Source organism: Curtobacterium sp. VKM Ac-1393, assembly GCF_015350995.1.
Taxonomy (GTDB): Bacteria; Actinomycetota; Actinomycetes; order Actinomycetales; family Microbacteriaceae; genus Curtobacterium.
Genome location: NZ_JADKRW010000002.1, coordinates 438,161 through 464,266, shown reverse-complemented (window position 1 = coordinate 464,266; position 26,106 = coordinate 438,161). Strand labels below are relative to the sequence as shown.

Here is a 26,106-nt window from a genome sequence, read left to right as displayed (position 1 = left end):
GGGTGTCACCGATATGTTGGCGCGACCATCACCTGGAGGACCGTTTGCACACCTGGCCCGGCAACCCGTACCCGCTCGGGGCGACCTACGACGGAAGCGGCACGAACTTCGCGCTCTTCAGCGAGGTCGCCGAGCGCGTCGAACTCTGTCTGTTCGACACCGACGGCAACGAAGAGTGCATCCCCCTCGTCGAGGTCGACGCCTACGTCTGGCACGCCTACCTGCCCAACGTCGGCCCCGGTCAGGAGTACGGCTTCCGTGTCCACGGCCCGTACGACCCCGACAGCGGCGCGCGCTGCAACCCGTCGAAGCTCCTGCTCGACCCCTACGCCAAGGCGACGAGCGGCGAGATCGACTGGGACCAGTCGCTCTTCGCGTACACGTTCGGCGACCCGGACTCGACGAACGACGACGACTCCGCCGCGCACATGATGAAGGGCGTCGTCATCAACCCGTTCTTCGACTGGCAGGGCGACCGTGCACCGCGCACGCCCTACGGCGAGACGGTGATCTACGAAGCGCACGTCAAGGGCCTCACCGAGACCCACCCGGACGTTCCGGAAGAGCAGCGCGGCACCTACGCCGGCGTCTCGCACCCGGCGGTCATCGACCACCTCAAGCGCCTGGGAATCACCACCCTCGAGCTCATGCCGGTGCACCAGTTCGTGAACGACTCGACCCTGCAGGACAAGGGGCTGTCGAACTACTGGGGCTACAACACCATCGGCTTCTTCGCGCCGCACTCGCACTACTCGTCGTCGGGCGACCAGGGGCAGCAGGTGCAGGAGTTCAAGACGATGGTGCGCGAACTCCACCGCGCGGGCATCGAGGTCGTGCTCGACGTCGTCTACAACCACACGGCCGAGGGGAACCACCTCGGGCCGACCCTGTCGTTCCGAGGCATCGACAACGCGGCCTACTACCGCCTGGTCGACGACGACAAGAAGTTCTACATGGACTACACGGGCACCGGGAACTCGCTCAACGTCGGGCACCCGCACTCGCTGCAGCTCATCCTCGATTCGCTGCGTTACTGGGTGACCGAGATGCACGTCGACGGCTTCCGCTTCGACCTCGCCTCGGCGCTCGCCCGCGAGTTCTACGAGGTCGACCGGCTGTCGGCGTTCTTCGAGCTCGTGCAGCAGGACCCGATCGTGTCGCAGGTCAAGCTCATCGCCGAACCGTGGGACGTCGGCCCCGGTGGCTACCAGGTCGGCAACTTCCCGCCCCAGTGGTCGGAGTGGAACGGCAAGTACCGCGACACCGTGCGCGACTTCTGGCGTGGCGAGTCGTCCACACTGGGCGAGTTCGCCTCGCGCATCTCCGGATCGGCCGACCTGTACGAGCACGACGGCCGCACCCCCAAGGCCAGCATCAACTTCATCACCGCCCACGACGGCTTCACGCTGTACGACCTCGTCGCCTACAACGAGAAGCACAACGAGGCCAACGGCGAGGACAACAACGACGGCGAGAGCCACAACCGGTCCTGGAACTCCGGTGCCGAAGGCCCGACCGACGACGAGTCCGTCAACGCCCTGCGGCTGCAGCGCCGTCGGAACTTCCTGGCGACCCTGCTCCTCAGCCAGGGCGTGCCGATGATCGCCCACGGTGACGAGCTCGGCCGTTCGCAGTCCGGCAACAACAACGTCTACGCCCAGGACTCCGAGATCAGCTGGATCGACTGGGAGACCGCGGACGACGACCTCGTCCAGTTCACGGCCGACGTCGTGAAGCTCCGCCACGACCACCCGACGTTCCGACGCACCCGGTACTTCAACGGGCGCCCGGTCCGCCGCGGCCAGGACGAGCCCCTGCCCGACGTGGTCTGGCTCACACCTGAAGGCGACGCCATGTCCCCGGAGGACTGGGACTCCGGCTTCGGCAAGAGCGTCGGCATGTACCTGAACGGCGAGGGCATCCGCGGGCGCGACTCCCGCGGCGAGCGCGTCACCGACGTGGCCTTCATCACCTACTTCAACGCTCACGACGACGTCGTGACCTTCACGTTGCCGCCCGAGGAGTACTCCCCCGGGTGGACGGTCCGCATCGACACCGCCGAGCCGGGCGCCCGCGACGAGATCGTCGAAGCGGGCACACCGCTCGACGTCCCCGCCCGGTCGATGATCGTCCTCCGCGCCGAACCGGACCACGAGGTCTCGGTCACCCCGGTCGAGGTCCAGCACCACGACGGCGCACCGGAGCCCCGGTCCCCGCAGGACGCCGTGACCCCGTCGAACCCGGCCGGCTCCACCGCGCCGAGCGGCACCGCACGATGACCGCCGGTGCACCGCAGACCGGCCGTCGCGTCCCGGTCTCCACGTACCGGCTGCAGGTGTCGGCCGACTTCGACCTGGGCGCGGCCCGCGACCTCGTCGACTACGTGCACGACCTCGGAGCCGACTGGCTCTACCTGTCGCCCGTGCTCCAGTCCGAGCCGGGGTCGAACCACGGCTACGACGTCGTCGACCACACCCACGTCGACACCGACCGCGGCGGGGACGACGCACTGCGGGCGCTGGCTGAGGCCGCGCACGCCGTCGGGCTGGGCGTGCTCGTCGACGTCGTCCCGAACCACGTCGGCGTCGCCACCCCAGCGGTCAACCCGTGGTGGTGGTCCCTGCTCGAACACGGAAAGGGCTCCCCCGTGGCGTGGGCGTTCGACGTCGACTGGGCGGCCGGCGACGGCAAGGTGCGAGTACCGGTCCTCGACGACCGGCTGCTCGACGCCGTGTCGCTCGACACCTCCGACGCCGAGCACCCCGTGCTCCGGGTCGGCGACACCGCGTACCCGATCGCGCCGGGCACCGCCCACCCGGGCGACTCGGTCGAGGCCGTGCACGCGCTGCAGCACTACGCGTTCGTGCACTGGAAGCGTGCCGACCACGAGCTCAACTACCGCCGGTTCTTCGCGGTGAACACGCTCGCGGCCATCCGGGTCGAGGAACCCGAGGTCTTCGCGGCCTCGCACGGCGTCATCGGCGGCTGGTTCCGCGACGGCCTAGTCGACGGACTGCGCATCGACCACCCGGACGGACTGTACGACCCCGCCGGCTACCTGCAGGACCTCGCCGAGCTGACCGGCGGCGCGTACACCCTCGTCGAGAAGATCCTCGAACCCGGCGAGGAGCTCCCGAGCTCGTGGCCCGTCGACGGTACGACCGGGTACGATGCCCTCGGCATCCTGGACCGCGTGCTCGTCGACCCCGCGGGCGAAGCAGCGCTCTCCGCTGCTTCGGGAGCGGAACCGGCCGACTGGCAGCAGCTCACGCACGACACCCGTCGCGGGATCGCCGACGGCATCCTCGGCAGCGAGGTCGAACGACTCGCCCGCCTCCTCGCCCCGGTCACCGCCGGAGCGGACGCGATCACGCACGAACGGCTCGTCGACGCGCTCGCCGAGGTCATCGCCTCCTTCGACGTGTACCGCACGTACCTGCCGGAGGGCGCACACCACCTCATCGACGCCCTCGAGCGCGCCGCCGAGGCCCGACCCGACCTCGACGACGTCATCGACCGCATCGCTCCGGCGCTCGTGGACCCGGAGAACGCCGCCGCGGTCCGCCTGCAGCAGACGAGCGGCATGGTGATGGCGAAGGGTGTCGAGGACACTGCGTTCTACCGCACCTCGCGTCTGACGTCCCTGAGCGAGGTCGGCGGTGACCCGAGCGTGTTCGCGGTGTCCGTGGCCGACTTCCACCAGGCGCAGCGCGACCGGCTCGGCAGCTGGCCGCACACCATGACGACGCTCACCACCCACGACACGAAGCGCAGCGAGGACACTCGAGCGCGCATCGCCGTCCTGGCCGAGCTCGGCAGCGAGTGGGCCGACACCCTCGACCGGCTGCAGTCCCTCGTCCCGCTCGAGGACCGCGTGTTCGCCGACCTGCTCTGGCAGGCGATCGTCGGTGCGCGACCCGCGAGTCGTGAGCGGTTGCACGCCTACGCCGAGAAGGCGTCGCGTGAAGCCGGCGACAGCACCACCTGGACCGAGCCGGACACGGCGTTCGAGGAGCGCATGCACGCCCTCGTCGACGCGGCGTTCGACGAGCCCGCGGTGGTGGCCGTGCTCGATGCCCTCGACGAACGGATCGACGCGGCGGGGTGGTCGAACGGGCTGGCACAGAAGCTCGTGCAGCTCACCGCGCCCGGCGTGCCGGACGTCTACCAGGGCACCGAGTTCTGGGACCGTTCCCTCGTCGACCCCGACAACCGCCGAGCCGTGGACTACGCCGAACGGCGCCACGTCCTCGCCGAGATCGACGGCCCGGACGACGACGGCCCCGAGGACCTGCCCACCGTCGGGATCGACGGCGCTGCGAAGCTCCTCGTGACCGCCCGTGCGCTCCGACTCCGCCGCGACCAGCCGGAACTGTTCACGCGGTACCTCGCGCTCGAGGCCACCGGCAGTGCAGCAGACCACGTCGTCGCGTTCGACCGCGGCGGCGCCGTGACGATCGCCACGCGACTGCCGATCGGACTCGACCGGGTCGGCGGCTGGGGGGACACCCTCGTGCACGCCGTCCCCGTCGACCGGGTCGACGTGCTCACCGGTCGGACCTTCCCGGCCAGCCGGGGCATCGCGCTCGCGGAACTGCTCACCACCTACCCGGTCGCGCTGCTCGTGCCCGCCACCACGGTCGGTGCAGCCGGCCACGCCGACACGGTGACCGACGCGTCCGACGCGGGGCGGGCCTCCCGGTCGACAGCCGGAGGCACCGCAGCAGCGACCGAATCCGACGCGCAAGCGGAGATCGACATCCTGGAGGGTCACGCATGACCGCACCCGACCGCTACGCCGTCTGGGCGCCCGAGCCGGACCGGGTCCGCCTGGTCGTCGACGACGTCGAGTACCCGCTGATCCGAGGCGACGACGACTGGTGGTCGACCGACGCGATCATGCCGGTCGTCGGCGCTCGCTACGGGTTCCGTCTCGGCGACGACGACGCGGTCCGTCCGGACCCCCGCAGTCGCTTCCAGCCGGACGGCGTGCACGGCACGTCCGAGGTCGTCGACCCGGCGCGCTTCGCGTGGACCGACGAGTCGTGGACCGGGCGACCGGCCCGTGGCGCCGTGATCTACGAGATGCACGTCGGGACCTACACACCAGAGGGCACGCTCGACGCAGCCGCCCAGAGACTCGACCACCTGGTCGAGCTCGGCGTCGAGTTCGTCGAACTCCTCCCCGTCAACGGTGTGAACGGCGAGTGGAACTGGGGCTACGACGGGGTCGCCTGGTACGCGGTGCACGCCCCGTACGGCGGTCCCGACGCCTACGACCGGTTCGTCGACACGGCGCACTCACTCGGCCTCGGGGTCATCCAGGACGTCGTCTACAACCACCTCGGCCCGAGCGGCAACTACCTGCCGCTGTACGGGCCGTACCTGCTGCAGGGGCTCGGCAACACGTGGGGCGACTCGGTCAACGTCGAGCACCCCGAGGTCCGTCGGTACGTGCTCGACAACGTGCGCATGTGGTTCCGCGACCACCACGTCGACGGGCTCCGGCTCGACGCCGTGCACGCGATCCGCGACACCACCCGACCGCACGTGCTGGCCGAGATGGCCGACGAGACCGACGCGTACGGCGCCTTCGTCGGTCGTCCGCTGTCACTGATCGCCGAGTCGGACCTCAACGACCCGGTGATGTTCCGCCCGCGGGAAGCCGCCGGGTACGGACTCGCCGGACAGTGGTCCGACGACTTCCACCACGCGGTGCACGTGGCGCTGACCGGTGAGACGAACGGCTACTACGCCGACTTCGCGCCGCTGTCGGCGCTCGCGAAGGTGCTCGAGCACGGGTTCTTCCACGACGGCACGTGGTCCTCGTTCCGTGGCGGACGGCACGGGCAGCCGATCGACCGCGGGACCTCCCCCGCGACCGCCCTGGTCGTGACGAACCAGAACCACGACCAGATCGGCAACCGGGCCGCCGGCGACCGCCTCGCTGCGACACTCGACGACGAGGGGCTGGTGATCGCGGCGGCGCTCACCCTGCTCGGTCCGTTCACGCCCATGCTGTTCATGGGCGAGGAGTTCGCCGCGACGACGCCGTGGCAGTTCTTCACGTCGCACCCGGAGCCCGAGCTCGGCAAGGCGACGGCCGACGGCCGCATCCGCGAGTTCGCCCAGCACGGCTGGGACGAGTCCTCCGTGCCGGATCCGCAGGACCCGACGACGTTCACGAACTCGAAGCTCGACTGGGCGGACGTCAGTTCCGAGCGGGGAGCGGCGATCCTGCGCGCCTACCGGGTGCTCGTCGCACTGCGGCGAACCGACCAGGCCTTCGTCGACCACCGGTACGCGGCGAACGCGGTGCGGTTCAGCGAGGACCGACGCTGGCTCGTCCTCACCCGCGGGCTGCTCGGCCCCGACGTCGCGCCGGTGCACATCGTGGTGAACTTCCTCGACGACGCGGCCGAGGTGCCCGTCCCCGGCGCGACCGGCGAAGAGCTCTACCGGTTCGGCGCGGCCGAGGTCGCCACCGACTGCGTGCGGTTCCGCGGGCGGGGTGTGGTCGTGCTGCGCTAGCCCCGGCGTCTGTCGCGCGGGCCGGCCACGGGTGCCCGGTGGCCGGCACCGGTCCACGAAAGCGACAGTGTCCCGCGAACGGTCCGCGGAACACTGTCGCTTCGGCGTCGTGGTTCGACGTCGTGGTTCAGCGTCGTGGTTCAGCGATGACCCGAGCGGCCCAGGTCAGCCGGGGGTCAGGACGCGTGGTCCGCCACGGCGTGCGCGTTCGTCCGCACCGACGGCAGCTTCCGGTGGTCCTTGACCAGGGAACGGGTCTCGCGGATGCGGCGGTCGATGCCCCACTTCGTCACCAGGGCCAGGCTCTCGCGCACGATGTTGCCGCTCATCTTGGAGACGCCGAACTCGCGCTCGGTGAAGGTGATCGGGGTCTCGACGACCCGCAGTCCGGCCTCGAGGGCGCGCCAGCACAGGTCCACCTGGAAGCAGTAGCCCTTCGAGGCGACCCCGGCCAGGTCGATCCGTTCGAACGCCCGTGAGGTGAAGACCCGGAACCCGCCGGTGGCGTCGCGGACCGCGATGCCGAGGGCCAGGCGCGTGTAGAGGTTGCCCCCGCGGGACAGCAGCTCGCGGTACCAGGGCCAGTTCTCGACTTTCCCGCTTGCGATCCACCGGGACCCGAGGACGAGGTCGTTCGTGTCGGCGAGCTCGAGCATCCACGGCAGGTACTCCGGGTGGTGCGAGCCGTCGGCGTCCATCTCGACGAGCTTGTCGTAGCCGTGCTCGAGACCCCAGGCGAATCCCGACAGGTACGCGCCGCCGAGGCCGTCCTTGACCGTGCGGTGCATCACGTGCACCCGGTCGGTCTCGCCGGCGATCGCGTCCGCGATGTCACCGGTGCCGTCGGGCGAGTTGTCGTCGACGACGAGCACGTGGACCGTGTCGTCGGTCGCGGCGAGCGTGCGCTCGACGATGGGACGGACGTTCTCTGCCTCGTCGTAGGTCGGGATGATGACCAGTGTCTCGCTCATGGTGCTCCTCGTGCTCCACATCGAATGTATCGGTCGGTGTTTGGGTCAGTCCGACGAGAGGTCTGCGAACACGATCAGATTGTCCGTGTAGTGCCCGGTGGCGGTGTCGAACACGCCGTCGCAGGTGATCAGTCGGAGCTGTGGGGTCGGGGTGGTGCCGTAGACGTCGCTCGTCGGGAACGCCGACTTGGCGGCGCGCTCCGAGCGGTCCACGGTGAAGGTGCGGGTGGTGCCGTCGGACATCGCGACGTGGATCGCGTCACCGGCGACCAGTTCGTCGAGCCGGAAGAACACCGCGGCGCTCGTGGGGCTGTCGACGTGGCCGGCGATGACGGCCGGGCCGACCTCGCCCGGCACGATGCCGTCGCTGAACCAACCGGCGCTGTCCCAGTCGACGGGCGGGTCGAGTTCGCCCGCGGAGCCGCGGTGCAGGTCCTCCAGCCTCGACTGCACGCCGATCGCGGGGATCGAGACGCTGACCGGGGTCGCGGTGGAACGAGCGTCGGGTGCCGCGGGGTCCTGGAATCCCTCGATGCCCGACCCTGCAGAAGCAGAAGCAGAAGCAGAAGCAGAACTCGACGGCGCCGAACCGGCCCGACCGTCCGGCCCGTCGGTGCCGACGGTCGACGCGAGCGCCACACCGGTGACACCGCCGCCCACGAGCACCGTGGCCAGCACGGCCCCGATCACCACGCCACGACGTCGGAACACCGAACCGCGCCCCGCGGACCGTCGGCCGGTCACGACGCTCCTCCGGCCGTCGTCGCGCAACCGCCGAGCACGTCCGAGGTCAGCATGGTGGCACCGAGTGCCGCCCAGGCGTCCCCGTAGTACGTCGGCGTGGTCGCCGCCGTCCGGTCGGCCCGTTCCAGGTCGTCGGCGACGGCACCGGAGGACCCGGCTGCCGCACCGGAGGACCCCGCGGCGTGCTCGGCCGCCGCCCGAGCGGTGTACGCCAGGGCGTTCGTGTCCCCGGTCACCGCGGTGCCGCCCAGGTCGAGCTGCGACGCGAGCTCAGTCGTCCGCCGCAGGGTCGGGGCGAGCGCTCCGGCGAGGGCGCGGTCGTCGGCGGAGCAGGCCTCGGCGTAGCGGACCGGGGTCCGCATCGCGTCGTAGCCGTACAGCACACGCTGGTCCCCGCCGGTGGCCGGCATCGGGTCCACGGTGCCGTCGGCGTGCACCTGCGACCAGTCGCTCGGCAGCTGAGACTCGTCGAGCACGGCTGCCGTCACGGCACGCGACCCGCGGTCGAGTGCGGTCCAGCGGTCGTCACCCGTGGCCTTCGCGAGCACCGTGAAGGCCGCCGGCGAGGCGTACGAGGCGTTGTACCGGTACGGCTCGGAGTCGGCCCACGGCCCGGGCAGCAGGATCGTGCCGAGGTCCGTCTCCGCCGTCTCGTGCTGCAGGATCGCCGCGGCGATGCGCTTGCCGGCGGCGGTGTACCGGTCCTCGCCCCAGGCGTCACCGGCGAGCACGAGGGCCCGAGCGGCGTCGAGGTCGGCGTCACTCGCGGACTGCTCGTCGGCGACACCGTCGTCGGGCGTCCAGCGCCAGGCGAGCAGGTCGTCGTCGGTCAGCATGTGCGTCTTCGTCCACTTCCAGATGTCGTCGAACCGGTCACGGTCATCGTTGGCGAAGGCGATGAGCAGCCCGTAAGCCTGTCCCTCGCTGACGGTGTCGTCGCCCTGGTCGGTGCGGACGACGCGGCCGTCCTGCACGTACCGGTCGAGGAACTCTGTCCGGAGCTCCTCCGGGGAGCGCGCCGCGTCGGGCGCGCTGGTCGAGGTCGGGGTGGCGACCGAGCCGCCGTCGGCCGTCGGGTCCTGTCCCCACGGCCGCACCGCGATGAGTGCGACGCCGACGGCGGCGACCACCGCCGCTGCGGCGGTGACGGGTATCCAGGTCCTGCGGGTCATGCTGGCCTGCCTTTCCGTGGATGGTGACGTGGGCACTGGACGGGGGGGCCCACAACGCCGGTTCCGGGCCGACGCGCCAGCGGCGGACCGGCCGTGCCGGTGGGGAGGCCCGGATCACGTGAGCGTGTCGGCGCACGTGATCCGTGCCTCCCGGCCAGGGCGTCAGCGGTACAGCGAGCGGAGCGCTGCGATGGCCGCGTGGACCGCTTCCGTCATCGGGCGGTCGGCGGCCGCGCCGCCGCCACCCGTCTGCACGCCGCCGGTCGGCGTCGCGGCGGTGGCCGCGGCGTCCGTGACCGGCACGACCGTCAGGTCACCCTTGCTGTCGTCGAGGACGAACAGGGTGGAGACCGTGTTGCCCGCCAGGTCGACACTGGCGGTGCCCTGCTGGCCGCTGCCGGAGACGTCGAGCGTCCACTTGCCCGAGTCGACCGTGGCGTACTTCGTGGCGGTGCCGAACTTCGCGCCCTCGGCGATGGCGGTGCCCTCGGAGGTGCTCACGTCGACCTGCTTCGCGGTGGTGGCGGCCTGGACCAGCCGGAGCTTCGCCTTGCCGTCGCCGGGCTGCTGCAGGTCGTCGGTGAACGCCGTCGTCTTGAGGTCGGTGTTCTTGCCGTAGGCGACGACGGTGCTCGCGTCACCCTTGTCGACCTTGACGTCCGTCGAGATCACGGGGGTGGAGTCCGGGGCGTCCGAGGCCCGCATCGACAGTACGTAGGTGCCGACCGGGAGCTCCTGGTACTTGCTGACCTGGCCGTAGGTGACGTCGTCGAGCTCGAAGACCGTCTTGCCGCCGGACAGGCTGGACAGCTCGACGTCGACGCCCTTCGTGTCGGGCGACAGGTGTCCGACGCGGAGCCAGCCCTCGTCGGCCGTGGCGGCGGAGGCGGTCTGGGGTGCGGCGAGTCCGACGGTCGCGGCGACGAGGGTCGCTGCGAGTGCGCCGACGACGACGGTGCGGCGTCGCTGGGTGTGTGCGGTCATGGTCGTGCTCCTTCGGGTCGTGGTGCTGGTCCGGTGCTGTGCGGTGGTGGTGCGTGCCGGGGTCGTGCGGGCCGCCCCGCGAGCGGGCGAAATGCCGGGGTCGGTGCCCGGAGCACCCGGGCATTTCGCCCGCTCGGCGGCCCGCTCGGCGGTGGGGGAAGCAGCCCGGCGGATCACGAGGCGCTCGTCGCGGTCGTGGTCGGGTCCGCCGGGGTGTACGTGACGGTGAGGCGTTCGCCATCGCGCTCGACCGAGGCCGGGCGGAACGTGTCGGGCATGGCGCGCAGGGTGGCGGCCACACGCTCCGCCGAGGCAGCGTCGCTCGTGTGCAGGACCGCGGTGCGGAACGGCTGGCCGGTCTCGCCCGTCAGCGGGGTGAACCGGTCGACTCGGACGTCCTGGTCGGCGAGCACCTGGCCGAGCGCGATCATCGCCCGAGAGTCGACCTGGCCGGCACGGAACTGGGACTTCGTGCCGTCGTCGGCCCGGAGTGCCGGGTTCGACGCCAGCTCGGTGCCCATCGTCTTGCGGACGTCGCTGGCCCGGGTGATCGCGGCCTGCGCAGCCGTCGAGCCCTCGGCGTGGATCCGTCGGACCTCGACCTGCTGGTCGCCGGTACCGAACGTCGCGACGGCCGTCGAGTTCTCGATCGCCTGACGGATGTCGGACGACGAGTTGCCGCCGGTCCGCATCGAATCCGTCGTGATGACGTAGTCCGAGTCCTTCCAGCCGTTCGGCGACTGGCGCTCCACGGCTCCGTCGGTGTCGAGCTTGTAGTACCAGACCACGTTGTTCCGGGCGAAGCCGTCGTCGACGAGGTCGACCCACATGGCGTCGTCGACGAGCAGACGCGAGGACTTTGACACGTTGTCACCGACCCACTGCTCGGCCTGCTGCATCGGCAGGTCCAGGTTGCCCAGGACGAAGCCGCGGAGCTGCGTACCCCAGAGCGGCACGGCCACCACGAGGGCGACGGCGGTGGTGACGGCCCAGGTGATGCCGAGGCCGCGACGGGTGGCACCACTGAGCCGGGTGCGGGTCCGGGTGCGACCGGCGATCGCCAGGACGGCGCGCTCGGCCGTGTAGGCGACCAGCAGCGCGGCGAACGGGATGAGCATGATCACGTACGGCACCGGCAGGTAGCCGTTCGGACGGAACATCATCGCGAGCAGGAAGACGAGCATCGCGGCGATCGGGCGGACCCGACGCAGGAACAGCCCCACGATCGCGGCGACCGAACCGAGCACGATGAACACCGGGTCGAGCGCCCACCACTGCGAAGCGGCGGCGTTCGCCAGGCTGCCCGCGTCGAACAGCGAACCGGAGGCCGAACGGGAGCCGAGCTGGTAGGTGATGCCCTCGAGCAGGCTGACACGCCCGCTGCTCGGCAGGAGCTCACCCTTCACCGCGGCGAGCAGCAGGTACCCGCCGCCGATGACGACGAGGACGGCCCCGGCGACGCTCAGCGTGTACCGGCGGGTGCTCTTGTCGGCGCGACGGACCGCCATCCAGATGAGGAACGGGAGCGCGAGCAGGTACGTCTCCTTGGAGAGCACGGCGATGCCGAGGCACGCTGCGGCGCCGGCGAACCCGGCGAGCTGCTGCCGACGGCTCAGTACGAGGACGAACGCGGCGAGCAGCCACGGCGTCGCGACGTTGTCGATGTAGACCGTGCGGTGGTACTGCAGGGCCAGCGGCGACAGCGCGAACACGAGCCCGGCGGCGGCGGCCGTGATCCGGCCTGTGCCGAGTCGGCGTGCCAGGACGAACAGCAGGATGCTCGAGACGGCGGAGAAGAAGACCATCGCCTCGCGGCCGGCCTCGACGGCGAACGGGTAGCGCGCGAACGCTCCGGTCAGCCCGGTGTACCCGGCGATCTGGACCCAGCCGAGCGGCGGATGGTCGTACCAGTACGTGTAGTGCGTGATCTCGCCGAGGTGCATGATCGCCCAGGCCTGCGCCGTGTACGTGCCCTCGTCGTCGATCCGCTGGGGCGTGCCGGACATGTTCCAGGCCTGCACGACGACGGTGATCGCGACGACCGGCAGCAGCCAGGTCAGGCTCGCGGCGTGCCTGCGGAACCAGGCGCCGATGCGGCTCCGGTCGCCGGCAACGGCACCGCGGATCGGGATGCCGGTGGTGTTGGTGATGCTGGCGGTCATCGGGTCCCTCCTGTGGTCGTGCCGGCGAGCTCACGCTCGGAAGACGAAGACGAAGACGAAGACGAAGACCCGCCCGCGGACCCGGTCAGCTCGGACGCGAAGCCGACGACCTCGGCCGGCTGCTCCGCGTTGCGGTGCTGTCCGGTGTGCTCGGTCTTCTCCCAGCCGTTCTGGCCCTTGGCGTGGCGCACGACGGCACGGACCGCCGCTGCGGCGAGGAAGATCTGGTACGGCACCAGGCCGAGCACGAGCTTCACGTAGTCACGGAAGCGGACCTTCTCCTTGTAGAGGCGGCCGAACTCGTTCAGTCCGACGACCTCCACCGCGAGCAGCATGAGCGTCGGCGCCACCGGGATGAACGACACGAGCGCGATCGCCGTGGGCACCTTCACGAACAGGATCATCAGGACGCTGAGCGGGATGAGCAGACCGGTCGCTGCCTGGATGAACGGCATGGTCAGCATGTAGCGGGCGAAGAAGCGCTGTCGGAACGACGGCAGCTTCTTCCACTCCCCCTTGCCGAGCACCTGCAGGAAGCCCTGGTTCCAGCGCGTCCGCTGCTTGAGCAGCGACGCGAAGGTCGGCGGGGTCTCCTCGCGGGTGACGGCCTCGGGGCTGTAGGCCACGACGACCTTCGCGCCGTCGGCTGACAGCCGGACACCGAGCTCGCAGTCCTCGGCCAGGCAGTGCGCGTCCCAGCCGTTCGACCAGTCGAGGCGCTCCTTCGTCACGAAGACGGTGTTGCCGCCGAGCGGGATGAACTTCGAGCCGGCGTGGAAGTGCAGGCGCGAGCGGAACCAGAAGTAGTACTCCAGCACGTTCCGGAGCGACCACCAGCTGGACTTGAAGTTCATCAGCTGCACGCCGCCCTGGACGACGTCGGCTCCGGTCTCCTGGAACCGCGAGTCCACCAGGGTGAGCAGGTGCGGGTACACCTCGTCCTCGGCGTCGAACACGCCGACGACGTCGCCGGTCGCGTACTGCAACGCCAGGTTCATCGCCTTCGGCTTGTTCTTCGGCAGCGTGTCGTCGACGACCACTCGGATCAGTTCGGGGTGACGGGCCGCGGCGGCACGCACGACGGCGTCCGTCTCCGGGTCGTCCTCGCCCACGATCGCGATGATCTCGAAGTCCGGGTGGTCCTGCTTCGCGAGCATGTCGAGCGTCTGGCCCATGACCTCCTGCTCGTGCCGTCCGGGCACCAACAGGGTGAAGCGGTGCGCGGCCGGGCGCGGGGTCTGACTGAAGCTGGTCGACTTCAGGGCGTCACGGGAGCGCCATGCGTGCAGCATCCACCAGAGCGTCGTCAGCGCGACGATCGTGAGCAGCACGGAGATGGCGATGAGGGCGGAGTACCCGATCCACTCGCCCAGCGACCAGGCGGCCTGCTGGGCGGCCCCGGAGCCCCCGGTCGGGACGTCGGTGGTCCCTCGGTTCGGGACGCTCGACGGAGCGGTCCCTTCGTTCGGCTGGAGCAGCGGCCCTGCGGCCGTGAGCAGCGTGGCTGAGATGGTCATGCGGCGAGCCCCTTCGTGCGACGAGCTTCGGTGGAACGGAAGACGAGGGCCTTGTACGCGGCGAACCGGAAGGCGGTTCCGAGCACGAGGCCGACGCCGTTGCCGGCGACGTTGTCGGCGAGGGTCGAGGTGAACCCGAGGACGTAGTGCGAGACGAACAGGCAGGCTGCGGCGATGGCGAGCCCGATCAGGTTCGTGGCGGCGAAGAGCAGCCCCTCGCGCACGGTCTCGCGGCGGCCGGTCTGGCGCTCGGCGCGGAACGTGATGAAGCGGTTGCCGATCCACGCCACGGCGGTCGACACGACGGCCGACACGATCTTCGCGGCGATGGGACCGTCGGGCATGACGGTGGCGCGCAGCAGGTTGTAGATGCCCAGATCGATGACGAAGCAGACGGCACCGATCGTGCCGAACGACGCGAGTTGCCTCGCGGTGGCGAGCAGGCGAGCGACCGTGCCGGGTCGCACGGTCGGCTCCGCGCCGGTGTCGGGTGACACCAGAACGGGGGTATCAGTTCGGGTCATGCCCCCGATTCGGGGGTAACCGGATCGTGGTTTGGGAGGGGTACAGACTTACCCAGGTCTCTGCCAGTTCCACGACACGTGCTGTTCACATGGGCTACAGACGGCCGGTCTGCGCAGACCGGACCGGTCTGTGCAGGCACACGACAAAACGGACGGGAGGCCCGTGGCGGCGTCGCCACGGGCCTCCCGTCCGATGGTGGGTCGCGTCTCAGGCGGGACGCTGCGCCGGGGACACGGTCTTGGACGCGTCGCGCTCCGGGAGGTCACCCAGCGCCGCGTCGATGGCGGCGAGCGCGTCGGCGTCGAGCGTGACGCCCGCGGCCTTGACGTTGTCCGTGACCTGCTGGGGACGCGAGGCGCCGACGATGGCGCTGGCCACGTTCTCGTTCTGCAGTGTCCACGCGATCGCGAGCTGTGCGAGCGTGAGTCCGGCCTGGTCGGCGACGGGCTGCAGGCGCTGCACGGCTTCGAGGACCTCGTCGCGCATGAACCGCTTGATCATGTCCGCCCCGCCCTTCTCGTCCGTGGCGCGGGACCCCTCGGGCAGCGGCTGACCGGGCTTGTACTTGCCCGTCAACACGCCCTGCGCGATCGGCGACCAGACGATCTGCGACAGGCCGAGCTGCTTCGAGGCGGGGACGACCTCGCCCTCGATGACCCGCCACAGCATCGAGTACTGCGGCTGGTTCGAGATGAGCTGGAAGCCGAGCTCCTTCGCGAGCGCGGCGCCGGCGCGGATCTGCTCGGCGTTCCACTCGCTGACGCCGATGTAGAGGGCCTTGCCCTGGCGGACCACGTCGGCGAAGGCCTGCATGGTCTCTTCGAGCGGGGTCTCGTGGTCGTAGCGGTGGGCCTGGTAGAGGTCGACGTAGTCGGTCTGGAGCCGCTCGAGCGAGCCGTCGATCGACTCCATGATGTGCTTGCGGCTGAGGCCGGTGTCGTTGTGCCCCTTCGGGCCGGTGGGCCAGTAGACCTTCGTGAAGACCTCGAGACCAGCGCGCCGCTCGCCCTTGAGGGCATCGCCGAGGACCTTCTCGGCCGCCGTGTTGGCGTACGCGTCGGCGGTGTCGAACGTGGTGATCCCGGCGTCGAGCGCTGCCCGCACGCACTGGGTGGCGACGTCGTTCTCGACCTGCGAGCCGTGCGTCAGCCAGTTGCCGTACGTGATCTCGGAGATCTTGAGTCCGGAGTTTCCCAGGTACCTGAATTCCATGGTCCCGACGCTACTGGAGGCCCCCGACAACCGAGGGGCCCCGCCAGTGCCTGCCACCCCGGCCTGGCGCGGGGCCGGGCCGGGCGGGCGGGCGGCGGGCGAGCGGCGGGCGTGCGACGGCGGGGCGGCGCGGCGGGCGGCGGGCGGCGGGCGGGCGTGCGACGGGCGGGCGGCGGGCGGGCGTGCGACGGGCGTGGTGCGCTCGGTCGTCTCCGCGAGCGGGCGAAATGCCCGAGTACTCCGGCCGCAGCACCCGGCCAATAGGCCCGCTCGCGTCGTCATCGCCGACGTCGTGGCCGCGGCAGCGCCTCCCAAGCCCGACGTGCTGACGCTGCCGCCGCGGTCCCGACCGCTCAGCCATTCGCGGCGGCCCACTCGGGTGCCCCCCCGTGAGCGGGCGAAATGCCGCGGTCGGCACGTGCACGTCCCCCGGTGTTTCGCCCGCTCGGCTGCAGCGTGATTCCTCCACAGGGGCGCCAGCACCGCGGTCCGTCCACACGGGAGGCACGACTCACCACCGTCGCGCCCGCCCGGCTCCACGATGTGGACATGACCGCCAGACGCCGACTCCCCTTGATCCTGCGGGACGCCTCGTTCCGCGTCCGGGACGCCCTGCATCGAGGGGTGTCGCGCGGCCGGCTCGACGCACGAGACCTCGTTCGCCCGTTCCACGGGATCCGGTCCGCGACTCCGCCACGATCCGTCGAGGAACGTGCCCGAGCACTCGCTCCCCGGCTGCGGACGGATCAGGTGTTCACACACGTCACGGCCGCCGCGATCCTCGGGATCCCACTCCCCCGGCGGTTCGAGGGCACGCCACGGCTCCACGTCACGACGGTCGGGGTCGACCAAGCACTCCGGGTTCGAGGAGCCGTCGGCCATCGCGCCCGAAAGGGCACGATCCGCACGACGCAGAGTCGAGGAGTGCGGTTGAGCACCCCCGCGGACACGTTCGTCGCGCTGAGCACGATGTTGACGCTGGAGGAACTGATCATCGCCGGTGACGCCCTCGTCGGCTGGCTCGGGTGGGCCACGCTCGACGAACTCGCCCGAGCGGTGGGGCGGCGGCGAGGAAAACGAGGGGTCGTGAAGCTCCGTCTCGCGCTCGAGGAGATCCGGCAGGGATCACGCTCGCCCGGCGAGACCCGGACCCGTCTGGCACTCGTGCGCAGCGGGCTTCCGCAGCCGGCCCTGAACCACGACGTGATCGTGGACGACCGGTGGATCGCCTGTGTGGACCTCGCGTACCCCGAGGCCCGGGTGGCGATCGAGTACGAGAGCGATCTCCACCGCACGGATCCGGCAACGTTCAGGAAGGACCTGACTCGTGGCGAGCACCTGAAGCACGAGGACTGGTGGCTGGTCCGAGCCACGGCAGACGATCTCGGGCGCGGACTCGATCGCTTCGTGCAGCGGATCCGTCGACTCCTCGAAGTCGGGTACAACGCGCGACACGACCACCGCTTCGCGACACTTCGGTGAACAATGGTTGACGCTTCAACCAAAAGGGTGCACACTGGCGTAGTATCAGGTTGATGCAGGCGCATGGATCGCGTCGCACCACAGACTCTCGTTCGGAAGAAGGACCACCATGACGCTCACCTCCGCAACCGTTCCCGGCTACCAGACCGGTACCTGGAAGATCGACCCGACCCACTCCGAGGTCACCTTCTCGGTCCGCCACCTCGCCATCAGCAAGGTCAAGGGCAAGTTCGAGACGTTCGACGCCACCGTCGTCACCGCCGAGAACCCGCTCGAGTCGACCATCGAGGCGGCCATCGACGTCGCGTCGATCAACACCGGCCAGGAGCAGCGCGACCAGCACCTCAAGACGAGCGACTTCTTCCTGACCGAAGAGCACCCGCAGCTCACCTTCCGTTCGACGGGCATCGAGGCCAAGGGCGACGACCTGCACATCTCGGGCGACCTGACCCTGCGCGGTGTCACGAAGCCCGTCGTCCTGAAGGCTGAGCTCGGCGGCTTCACCACCGACGGCTACGGTCAGGTCAAGTTCGGCGCCGAGGCGACCACCAAGATCGACCGCACCGAGTTCGGTGTCAACTGGAACGCAGCGCTCGAGGCCGGCGGCTTCACCCTCGGCAACGACGTGACGATCAACCTCGACGTCCAGTTCGTCCTCCAGGCGGCCTGAGTCCCCTCGGACTCGCCATCTGACTGAGGGCACCGAACAGCAGCACCCGAACCCGAGACACACGCCCCGGCTCCCCACGGAGCCGGGGCGTTCGTCGTCCCAGCCACCGTCCGGCCCCGCGGCCCTGCGGCCCTGCGGCCCGAGCACACTGCCCGACAATGTGCGGCGAGCGGGCGAAACACCCGCCCCCGCCGACGCTCGCCCCAGGCATTTCGCCCGCTCGGCCCGGCAGACGCACATCGACAGGCCGATCCGGAGCCGCCGACTCGTCGCTCCACCAGGCGCAAGAGCGCCCCGCTCCCGCGGCGTGAGCGGGCGTGAGCGGGTGGAAACGCAGGGTGGGCGAGCGCGGGACCCCGGCATTTCGCCCGCTCGGCGCCAACCGCGGCAGCCTGCCAGAACGCCGGAACCGCGGCAGCGCGACCGCAGGCCCCTGGGGTGCTCGGCGGCGTAGCGTTGGGCAGCGGGTGCAGGCTCTCCACGCGCTCGGGAATCCGCACCACGAGCAGCGAGTTGTACCGCCGCACACGAACAAGAACACCAGCACGAGCACCAGCACGAACACCGACACGAACGGGAGCACCACCATGGCCACCGACTGGATCGCGATGCAGGCCCTCGCGGCAGCTGAGTTCGGCCGCCGCGTCGCCGCCGTGACGGACTGGGACGCCGCCACCCCCGACTCCGAGTGGACCACCCGCGACCTCGTCGCCCACGTCGTCGACGAACAGCGTTGGATCCCGAAGCTCCTCACGGGGTGCGACTACGCCCAGGCCGAGGCCGACCTCGAGTCGATCGGCGATGACCTGGTGGCCGAGTGGCAGCGCTTCGCCTCCGCCGCGACCGACGCCTGGCGGAGCGCCCCGAAGGACACCCCCGTGCACCTGAGCACCGACGTGGTGCCGGCCGGCCAGTACCTGACCGAGCAGACCAGCGACATCACCATCCACACGTGGGACCTGGCGCGGGCGACGGGTACCGACGAGACCCTGCCGGACGAGCTCGTGCAGGCGGTGTGGGAGTACTTCGAGCCGCAGATCGAGGACCTCGCCGCCACCGGCCTCTACGCCGCCCCGGTCGACGTCACGGACGACGCCCCGCTGCAGGTGCGCCTGCTCGCCGTCACAGGCCGCGATGCGAAGGTGAGCGCATGAGCAACCCAGCACCGGGCGACGCAGCAACCGGCAACGCGGCAAGCACGAACACCACGCGCCTCGGCGCCTCCGGCCTCGAGATCAGCAGCATCGTCCTCGGCATGATGTCCTACGGCGCCCCCGACCGCGGCTCGCACGCGTGGAGCGTCGGCATCGACGAGGCCCGGCCCTTCGTACGACGCGCCTTCGACGCCGGCATCACCACCTTCGACACGGCGAACGTGTACTCCGACGGCTCCAGCGAGGAGATCACCGGCACGCTCCTCAAGGAGCTCGCCCCGCGCGAGGACGTCCAGGTCCTCACGAAGGTCTTCAACCGCATGCGCCCGGGGCGGAACGGCGCCGGGCTCTCCCGCGTCGCGATCATGCACGAGATCGACGCGTCGTTGACCCGCCTCGGCACCGACTACGTCGACCTGTACCAGATCCACCGCTTCGACCCGGTGACCCCGATCGAGGAGACGATGGAGGCCCTGCACGACGTCGTCAAGGCCGGCAAGGCCCGCTACCTCGGTGCGAGCAGCATGTGGACGTGGCAGTTCGCGCAGATGCAGCACGTCGCCGATCTGCACGGTTGGACCCGCTTCGTCAGCATGCAGGACCAGTACAACCTGCTCGAACGCGAGGAAGAGCGCGAGATGCACCCCTTCGCGCACGCGACGGGCGTCGGCGTGATCCCGTGGAGCCCCCTCGCCCGCGGCAAGGTCACGCGGCCGTGGGACGCCGACGGCTCCGGTTCGCGCGCGAGCACCGACGAGTTCGGCAAGACGCTGTACCGCCAGGACGAGGACGCGAACCGCGCGATCGTGGGAGCCGTCGAGTCCGTCGCGAGCGACCGCGGCGTGAGCATGGCGCAGATCGCCCTGGCGTGGGTGGCGGGCAAGCCCGCGGTGAGCGCGCCGATCGTCGGTGCGACGAAGGAGCACCACATCGACGACGCGGTCGCGGCCGCCGCGATCACGCTGACCGACGACGAGGTGACGCGACTCGAGTCCGCGTACACGCCGCGGGTGCCGTCCGGTTTCTGACGCTCCCACGAGCGGACGGGAGGCGCGGGTCGACCCCGCCCCGCGCCTCCCGTCCGCGCTCAGATGCGTCTCCTGCAGGTGACACGCCGTCGTGTCAGCAACACGCCGTCGTGTCCGCAACACGCCGTCGTGTCCGCACGACGCCGTCGTGTCCGCAACACGCCGCCGTGTCCGCACGACGCCGCCGTGTCCGCGCGACGCCGCTCCGGCGTCGAGACGCCGCCGGATTCGGCGGCGTCTCGCCGTGACGACGGCGTCTTCCGTCCCTGACGGGCCGGGTCGGTCAGGCGACGGCGCCGCGCTCGCGCTCGAGGCGTGCGATGCGGACGAGCGCTGCGCGCTCAGTCCCCGTCTGGTTGCCGAGCACACCGCCGATGCCGTCGAGCACGAGACCGGTCGCCCGGCCGACGGGCAGCTCGACGGGGCCGATCGCCGGCGCCCGCAGGCCGAGCATCGACCGGTGGCGGGGATCGAGTGTCGACACCGCGCCCTGGAACAGTGCCTGGTACCCGGGCCGCAGCATCAGCGCGAGCGGCGGGTTCTTGATGAACTTGACGACGTCGCGGGTGCGGGCCGTGACCGCGAGTTCGCCGCGGTCCAGGTAGCCGTCCATCTGGGCGCGGAGTTCCGCCTCGGACTCCGGGGCGTCCTCGACGCGCATGAGCCGGCCGGCGGTCGCCCACTCCCGGACGTAGGCGTCGGCACCGCCGGGGATCGGGCCGCCCCAGCGCTGCGCGGCCCGGAGGAACGCGTCGGTGAAGGCGAGGTGCACCCAGCGGGCCAGGTCGGGGTCGTTCGCCGCGTAGTCGCGCGCGATGCCGTGGCCGTCGACGTACTGGCCGCGCACCCGCTCGTGCAGGCGCAGCACCCACTCACTCGCACCTCGAGCGGTCGCGGTGTCGCCGTGCGAGACCGTGTAGATCCACCGGATGGTGCCGGCGAGCCGTCCGAACGGGTCCTCGCGGTAACGGGAGTGGTCGGCGACGCCGGCGAGGGCACCGGGGTGCAGGGCCTGGACGAGCAGCGCGCGGACACCGGCGACGATCGTCTGCTTGCCGCCGTGCACCGCCCACGTCGCGGAACCGGGGCCGAAGAAGCCGGCATCGGTCCCCTGCTCGAGTTCGTCGATCCACTCCGGCTTGCTCGTCGCCCCACCGGTGAACGTGTCGTTGAGGCGGGAGCGGAAGGCATCGGAGACGGAGGGCATGGCGTCATCGTCCGTCCGCCCCCTGGGAACGCGCTCGGCTTCGTGCACCCCGGTCGTGACGGACGCCTCCCAGCGGGCCCGGGGGTGGCCCGCTAGGTTTGGTCGCGTGAGCATCGACACGCCTCGTCCCTGGCTTGCCTCGTACGCCCCGGGGGTCCCGCACGACATCGAGGAACAACACGGTTCCCTGTTCGACCTGGTCGAGGAATCCGCACGCCGGTTCCCGGGCCGGGTCGCGCTCGAGTTCTTCAAGCGGACCACGAGCTACGCAGACCTGCAGGAGCAGATCCTCCGCGCGGCGAACGGGCTGCGCAAGCTCGGTGTCGGTGCCGGCGACCGCGTGGCCATCGTGCTGCCGAACTGCCCGCAGCACATCGTGGCGTTCTACGCCGTCCTGCGTCTCGGCGGGATCGTGGTCGAGCACAACCCGCTCTACACGCCGCGCGAGCTCCGGCACCAGTTCGAGGACCACGGCGCGAAGGTCGCGATCGCCTGGGACAAGTCCGTCGCGACGCTGCAGGACTTCCCCGCCGACGTGGCGCTCGACGCGATCGTGTCCGTCGACCTGACCCGCGCGATGCCCCGCACCACCCGGATCGCCCTGGCCCTGCCGGTGGCGAAGGCCCGCGAATCGCGCGCGAAGCTCACCACCCCGGTGCGCGGCACGACGAAGTGGGACGACCTCGTCGGCACCCGCAAGCTGTCGAAGCGGCACCCGCGCCCGTCCACGGACGACATCGCCCTGATCCAGTACACCTCGGGCACGACCGGCACGCCGAAGGGCGCCGTGCTCACGCACCGGAACCTGTTGGCGAACGCCGCACAGGCCCGGGCTTGGGTGCCGCAGATCCGACGCGGCGACAACGTCGTGTACGCGGTGCTGCCGATGTTCCACGCCTACGGCCTCACGCTGTGCCTGACCTTCGCGATGAGCATGGCCTCGCGGCTCGTGCTGTTCCCGACGTTCGACCCGGCGCTCGTGCTCACCGCGATCAAGAAGCACCCGCCGACGTTCCTGCCGGCCGTGCCGCCGATCTACGCCCGACTGCAGCACGCAGCCGACTCGGCGAAGGTGTCGCTCGAGGGCATCGAGATCGGCATCTCGGGCGCCATGCCGCTGTCGCAGGACATCGTCGAACCGTGGGAGGCCCGGACCGGCGGGTACCTGGTCGAGGGCTACGGGCTGTCGGAGTGCTCCCCGGTGCTGATGGCCAACCCGGTGTCCCCGGAGCGTCGCCTCGGCTCGATCGGTCTGCCGTTGTCCTCCACCGAGGCCCGTGTGGTCGACCCCGACGACAGCACGAAGGTGCTCGGCGTCGACGAGTCCGGCGAGCTGCAGGTGCGCGGCCCGCAGGTGTTCCGCGGCTACTGGGGCAAGGCCGAGGCCACGGACGAGGTCTTCACGCCCGACGGCTGGTTCCGGACCGGCGACATCGTGGCGATCGGCGCCGACGGGTACGTCCGGATCGTCGACCGCCTCAAGGAGCTCATCATCACGGGTGGCTTCAACGTCTCGCCGTCCGAGGTCGAGGACGCCCTGCTCAAGCACCCCAGCGTCAAGGAGGTCGCGGTCGTCGGCATCACGCAAGCCGGCAACGAGCAGGTCGTCGCCGCGGTCGTGCCGAAGGACCCGTCGTCCTTCGACGCCGCAGCACTCCGGGCGTGGGCGCGCGACCAGCTGGCGGCCTACAAGGTGCCGCGCCGGGTCGTGGTGGTCGAGGACCTGCCGCGCTCGATGATCGGCAAGGTGCTGCGGCGGAAGGTGCGGGACCAGATCCTCGCCGACGACTGACCGACGGCGTGCCCGGGCACGGGCACGGGCACGGGGCAGCCCAGACCCACGTCAGCGCCGGCGTCGCCCCGGGAGCGCCAGCACGGCGAGCCCGACCACCACGAGCGTGATGCCACCCCACCCCGCCGCTCCGAGGTGCTCCCCCACCACCAGGACCGCCAGCACCGCGGCGATCACCGGCTCGAGCAACGACACCAGCGTCGCGACCGAGGCCCCGACCGACCGTAGGCCGACGGCGTACAGCGAGTGGCCGAGCACGGTCGGCACCACGGCCAGGTACAGGAACACCGGCCAGTTGCCCGCGTCGCCGAGGAACGGCGCTCCGGCGACGAACACGAGCACGACGAGCGGCACTGCAGCGAGCCCGAACACGGCGCCGACCAGCCCGCGGCCGTTCGGTAGCCCGGCTGCCACGGCTTCCGCACCCGGGCCGCCCGGCTCCGACACCGTCCCGGCCGCCGCGTGCAGCCCCCGTGCCACCGCCCACGAGTACAGCGCGTAGGTCAGCCCGGCGAGCAGGGCACTGGCGATCCCGAGCGCGAGTGCTCCCCCACCACCGCCGTGCTCCGAGCGCGCCAGCGTCACGACGACCATGCCGGCCACGCTCACCAGGGTGGCGACGACCCACCTGCTCGTGACGGGCCTCCTGTCCGACACCCACTCGACCAGTCCGGCGAACACGGGCGACGACCCGATGGCGATGGTGGTGCCGAGCGAGACACCGGCGTCGGCGAGGGCGGCGTAGAAGGCGACCGCGTAGACCACGAGTGCGGCGGCACCGAGGAGCGCCCAGCCCCGGGTGCGCCGTTCGGCGACGGCTCGGACGGTCCCGCGGCCGGCCACGGCGGCGAGCACCAGGCCGCCGATCCCGAAGGTGACCGCGCCGAACACGAACGCGGGTACCCCCGGGGCGAAGTGCGTCGCGGTGCCCGTGGTCCCCCACACAGCCGCGGCGACCACGACGGCGGCGAGTCCGCCGACCGGGGCCGGTGTGCCGCGGGGGCCCGCGGACACCGTCACGAGACGTGGATGGACGGGCGGCGGTGGACGTCGGGTTCGGCTTCGCGCAGGACCTCGCGCGTCACGGGTGCGACGTCGCCGACACCGGTGAACACGAACCGCAGGGCGTTCCGGATCGGGCTGCCCTCGTTCCACTCGAAGTAGATGCTCGGGACGACGCCCGCGGTGTCACGGATCGCGAGCAGCGTCGAGGCGATGGTGTTCGGCACGTTGCCCGACCGCACCCGGAGCACGCGGTGCCCGTGCACGACGTGCCCCTCGACCAGCAGGTCCTCCTCGAAGTCGGACGAGTCGGCGGGCAGGACCTCGAGGAACATCGTCGGGACCCGTGCCGGGATGCCGGAGTCACGGCGTTCCTCGCGGCCCTTCGCCCGGTACGCCTCGGCGGTGCCGGCACCCGGTTCGTTCGCGATGATGCACACCGAGCTGAACTGGTCGGCATCGGCCTCGACGAACTGCCGGGCTGTGGCGTCCAGCTCGATCGACGACGCCCGCAGTTCGAACGACCGGCGAACGCGCGAGACGAGCGACACCACGACGATGGCGATGATGAAGATCGCGGCGATCCGGACGCCGTCCGGCCGTTCGATGACGTTCGCGACGGTGGTGTAGACGAACACGACGGAGATGATGCCGAACGCGACGGTGCGCTTCTTCTGCTGCTTGCGCCGGGCCGACAGGGTGACGGCGACCGCGGCGCTGGTGATCAGGACGAGCACGCCGGTGGCGTAGGCCCCACCCTGCGCGTCGACGTTGGCCCGGAAGACGATCGTGATCAGGAAGGCGATGAGCGTGAAGATGATGACGAGCGGCCGGGTCGCCCGCGCCCACTGCGGGGCCATGCCGTACCGGGGCAGGAAGCGCGGCACCAGGTTGAGCAGGCCGGCCATCGCGCTCGCACCGGCGAACCACAGGATCGCGACGGTCGAGAAGTCGTAGATCGAGCCGAACACGCCACCGAGGTACTGGTGCGCCAGGAACGCCAGGGCCCGGCCGTTCGCACCGCCGCCCGGCTGGAACTCGTGCTGCGGGATGAGGAACGTCGTCGCGATCGACGAGGTGATGAGGAACGAGCTCATGATCACGGCCGCGACGGTCAGGAGCCGCTTCGTGCCGCGGATCCGTCCCTCGGGTCGGGCACTGGTGTCGTCGGACGCGTCGCCCCGCACCTGCGGCATCACCGCGACGCCGGTCTCGAACCCGGACAGGCCGAGCGCGAGCTTCGGGAACACCACGAGTGCGATGCCGATCATCACGAGCGGGTTGCTGTGCTGCGCGGTCAGCCCGGACCACCAGTCGCTGGCGACCATCGGGTGCTCGAAGACGTGCCAGAGCGCGACCACGACGACGACGGCGTTCAGCGCGAGGAACACCGCGACGAGCCCCACGGCGATGCCGATCGCCTCCTTGAACCCGCGGAGGAACACCAGGCCGAGCAACAGGAGCAGCGCGAGCGTGAGGGGCACCGGGATCTCGGTGAACCAGTGCGGCGTGTACGGGTTCTCGGCGATGTGCGCCGTGGCGTCCGCCGCCGACAGGGTCATCGTGATCATGAAGTCGGTGACGGCGAACCCGAGCAGGACGAGCACCAGGAGCTTGCCGGCCCACCACGGCAGCAGTTTCTCGAGCATCATGATCGAGCCGGCGCCCCGGAAGCTGTCGCTCGCGACCCGGCGGTACACGGGCAGCGCCCCGAAGAGCGTGACGAGCACGAGCACGATGGTCGCGATCGGTGACAGCAGCCCGGCTGCGAGCGCGGCGATCGCCGGCTGGTACCCGAGGGTCGAGAAGTAGTCGACACCGGTCAGGCACATGACCCGCCACCACGAGTGGGTCTTCTCGACCTCGACCTGGTGCGGTCCCTGGTGGGACGCCCCTTGGTGGGCGCCCTGCAGCATCCAGCGACGCAGTCGGGTGCTGCGGTCGAGGGCTGGC

At 70.8% G+C, this 26,106-nt stretch carries 19 protein-coding genes; 8 read left to right on the top strand and 11 right to left on the bottom strand.

The window, feature by feature from the left end; all coding sequences use genetic code 11:
* The first annotated feature begins 44 nt into the window (after window positions 1-44).
* Genes glgX through treZ form a run of 3 tightly spaced genes read left to right on the top strand, consistent with a single transcriptional unit; the run spans window position 45 to window position 6,531 of the window.
* Window positions 45-2,279: a glycogen debranching protein GlgX gene (gene glgX / locus ITJ59_RS06015; RefSeq protein ID WP_194650199.1), complete on the top strand. Its 2,235-nt coding sequence runs from the start codon at window positions 45-47 to the stop codon at window positions 2,277-2,279.
* Complete coding sequence (gene treY / locus ITJ59_RS06010) at window positions 2,276-4,780, top strand: malto-oligosyltrehalose synthase (RefSeq protein WP_194650198.1); 2,505 nt, start codon at window positions 2,276-2,278, stop codon at window positions 4,778-4,780. The genes glgX and treY overlap by 4 nt, the downstream gene beginning before the upstream one ends.
* On the top strand, window positions 4,777-6,531 hold the full coding sequence (gene treZ / locus ITJ59_RS06005; RefSeq protein WP_194650197.1) for a malto-oligosyltrehalose trehalohydrolase: 1,755 nt from the start codon (window positions 4,777-4,779) through the stop codon (window positions 6,529-6,531). Before treY ends, treZ begins: the two co-directional genes overlap by 4 nt.
* Before the next feature lie 176 nt (window positions 6,532-6,707).
* Here treZ and ITJ59_RS06000 read toward each other — a convergent pair whose 3' ends face one another.
* The 8 genes from ITJ59_RS06000 to ITJ59_RS05965 all read right to left on the bottom strand — a co-directional run bounded on the left by ITJ59_RS06000 (window position 6,708) and on the right by ITJ59_RS05965 (window position 15,818).
* On the bottom strand, window positions 6,708-7,502 hold the full coding sequence (locus tag ITJ59_RS06000; RefSeq protein ID WP_228511091.1) for a polyprenol monophosphomannose synthase: 795 nt from the start codon (window positions 7,500-7,502) through the stop codon (window positions 6,708-6,710).
* 45 nt (window positions 7,503-7,547) lie between these two features.
* Window positions 7,548-8,246, bottom strand: a complete 699-nt coding sequence (locus ITJ59_RS05995; protein ID WP_194650195.1) for a class F sortase — start codon at window positions 8,244-8,246, stop codon at window positions 7,548-7,550.
* Window positions 8,243-9,418, bottom strand: a complete 1,176-nt coding sequence (locus ITJ59_RS05990) for a glycosyl hydrolase family 8 (protein ID WP_194650194.1) — start codon at window positions 9,416-9,418, stop codon at window positions 8,243-8,245. Before ITJ59_RS05990 ends, ITJ59_RS05995 begins: the two co-directional genes overlap by 4 nt.
* Window positions 9,419-9,580: 162 nt before the next feature.
* The gene (locus ITJ59_RS05985; protein WP_194650193.1) at window positions 9,581-10,402 is read right to left on the bottom strand and encodes a DUF4397 domain-containing protein; all 822 of its coding nucleotides are present in this window, start codon (window positions 10,400-10,402) and stop codon (window positions 9,581-9,583) included.
* 173 nt (window positions 10,403-10,575) lie between these two features.
* On the bottom strand, window positions 10,576-12,564 hold the full coding sequence (locus ITJ59_RS05980) for an ArnT family glycosyltransferase (protein WP_194650192.1): 1,989 nt from the start codon (window positions 12,562-12,564) through the stop codon (window positions 10,576-10,578).
* Complete coding sequence (locus tag ITJ59_RS05975) at window positions 12,561-14,081, bottom strand: glycosyltransferase (RefSeq protein WP_194650191.1); 1,521 nt, start codon at window positions 14,079-14,081, stop codon at window positions 12,561-12,563. Before ITJ59_RS05975 ends, ITJ59_RS05980 begins: the two co-directional genes overlap by 4 nt.
* Window positions 14,078-14,605: a GtrA family protein gene (locus tag ITJ59_RS05970; protein ID WP_194650190.1), complete on the bottom strand. Its 528-nt coding sequence runs from the start codon at window positions 14,603-14,605 to the stop codon at window positions 14,078-14,080. Before ITJ59_RS05970 ends, ITJ59_RS05975 begins: the two co-directional genes overlap by 4 nt.
* A 208-nt stretch (window positions 14,606-14,813) precedes the next feature.
* Window positions 14,814-15,818, bottom strand: coding sequence for an aldo/keto reductase family protein (locus tag ITJ59_RS05965; protein ID WP_194650189.1), 1,005 nt, complete (start codon window positions 15,816-15,818; stop codon window positions 14,814-14,816).
* A 930-nt stretch (window positions 15,819-16,748) separates the two neighbouring features.
* On the opposite strand from ITJ59_RS05965, the gene ITJ59_RS05960 reads away from it, so the two are divergent.
* From ITJ59_RS05960 to ITJ59_RS05945, 4 genes are all read left to right on the top strand, one after another.
* Window positions 16,749-17,300, top strand: a complete 552-nt coding sequence (locus tag ITJ59_RS05960) for a hypothetical protein (protein WP_194650188.1) — start codon at window positions 16,749-16,751, stop codon at window positions 17,298-17,300.
* Window positions 17,301-17,409: 109 nt separating this feature from the next.
* On the top strand, window positions 17,410-17,970 hold the full coding sequence (locus ITJ59_RS05955; RefSeq protein WP_194650187.1) for a YceI family protein: 561 nt from the start codon (window positions 17,410-17,412) through the stop codon (window positions 17,968-17,970).
* A gap of 467 nt (window positions 17,971-18,437) precedes the next feature.
* On the top strand, window positions 18,438-19,124 hold the full coding sequence (locus ITJ59_RS05950; RefSeq protein ID WP_323749418.1) for a TIGR03086 family metal-binding protein: 687 nt from the start codon (window positions 18,438-18,440) through the stop codon (window positions 19,122-19,124).
* Window positions 19,121-20,152: an aldo/keto reductase gene (locus ITJ59_RS05945; RefSeq protein ID WP_194650186.1), complete on the top strand. Its 1,032-nt coding sequence runs from the start codon at window positions 19,121-19,123 to the stop codon at window positions 20,150-20,152. Before ITJ59_RS05950 ends, ITJ59_RS05945 begins: the two co-directional genes overlap by 4 nt.
* 283 nt (window positions 20,153-20,435) lie before the next feature.
* On the opposite strand, the gene ITJ59_RS05940 is transcribed toward ITJ59_RS05945, so the two are convergent.
* Window positions 20,436-21,359 (bottom strand): oxygenase MpaB family protein, encoded by a 924-nt coding sequence (locus tag ITJ59_RS05940; protein WP_194650185.1) that lies wholly within the window; start codon window positions 21,357-21,359, stop codon window positions 20,436-20,438.
* A gap of 106 nt (window positions 21,360-21,465) precedes the next feature.
* Between ITJ59_RS05940 and ITJ59_RS05935 the strand changes: the two genes are divergently transcribed.
* On the top strand, window positions 21,466-23,151 hold the full coding sequence (locus ITJ59_RS05935) for a long-chain-fatty-acid--CoA ligase (RefSeq protein ID WP_194650184.1): 1,686 nt from the start codon (window positions 21,466-21,468) through the stop codon (window positions 23,149-23,151).
* A 51-nt stretch (window positions 23,152-23,202) separates the two neighbouring features.
* On the opposite strand, the gene ITJ59_RS19570 is transcribed toward ITJ59_RS05935, so the two are convergent.
* Both ITJ59_RS19570 and ITJ59_RS05925 read right to left on the bottom strand, forming a co-directional pair.
* Window positions 23,203-24,171, bottom strand: a complete 969-nt coding sequence (locus ITJ59_RS19570) for a DMT family transporter (RefSeq protein WP_194650183.1) — start codon at window positions 24,169-24,171, stop codon at window positions 23,203-23,205.
* Window positions 24,168-26,069 carry an amino acid transporter gene (locus ITJ59_RS05925; RefSeq protein WP_228511202.1) on the bottom strand — a complete coding sequence of 634 codons (1,902 nt, stop codon included), beginning with the start codon at window positions 26,067-26,069 and terminating at the stop codon, window positions 24,168-24,170. Before ITJ59_RS05925 ends, ITJ59_RS19570 begins: the two co-directional genes overlap by 4 nt.
* Window positions 26,070-26,106: the final 37 nt, after the last annotated feature.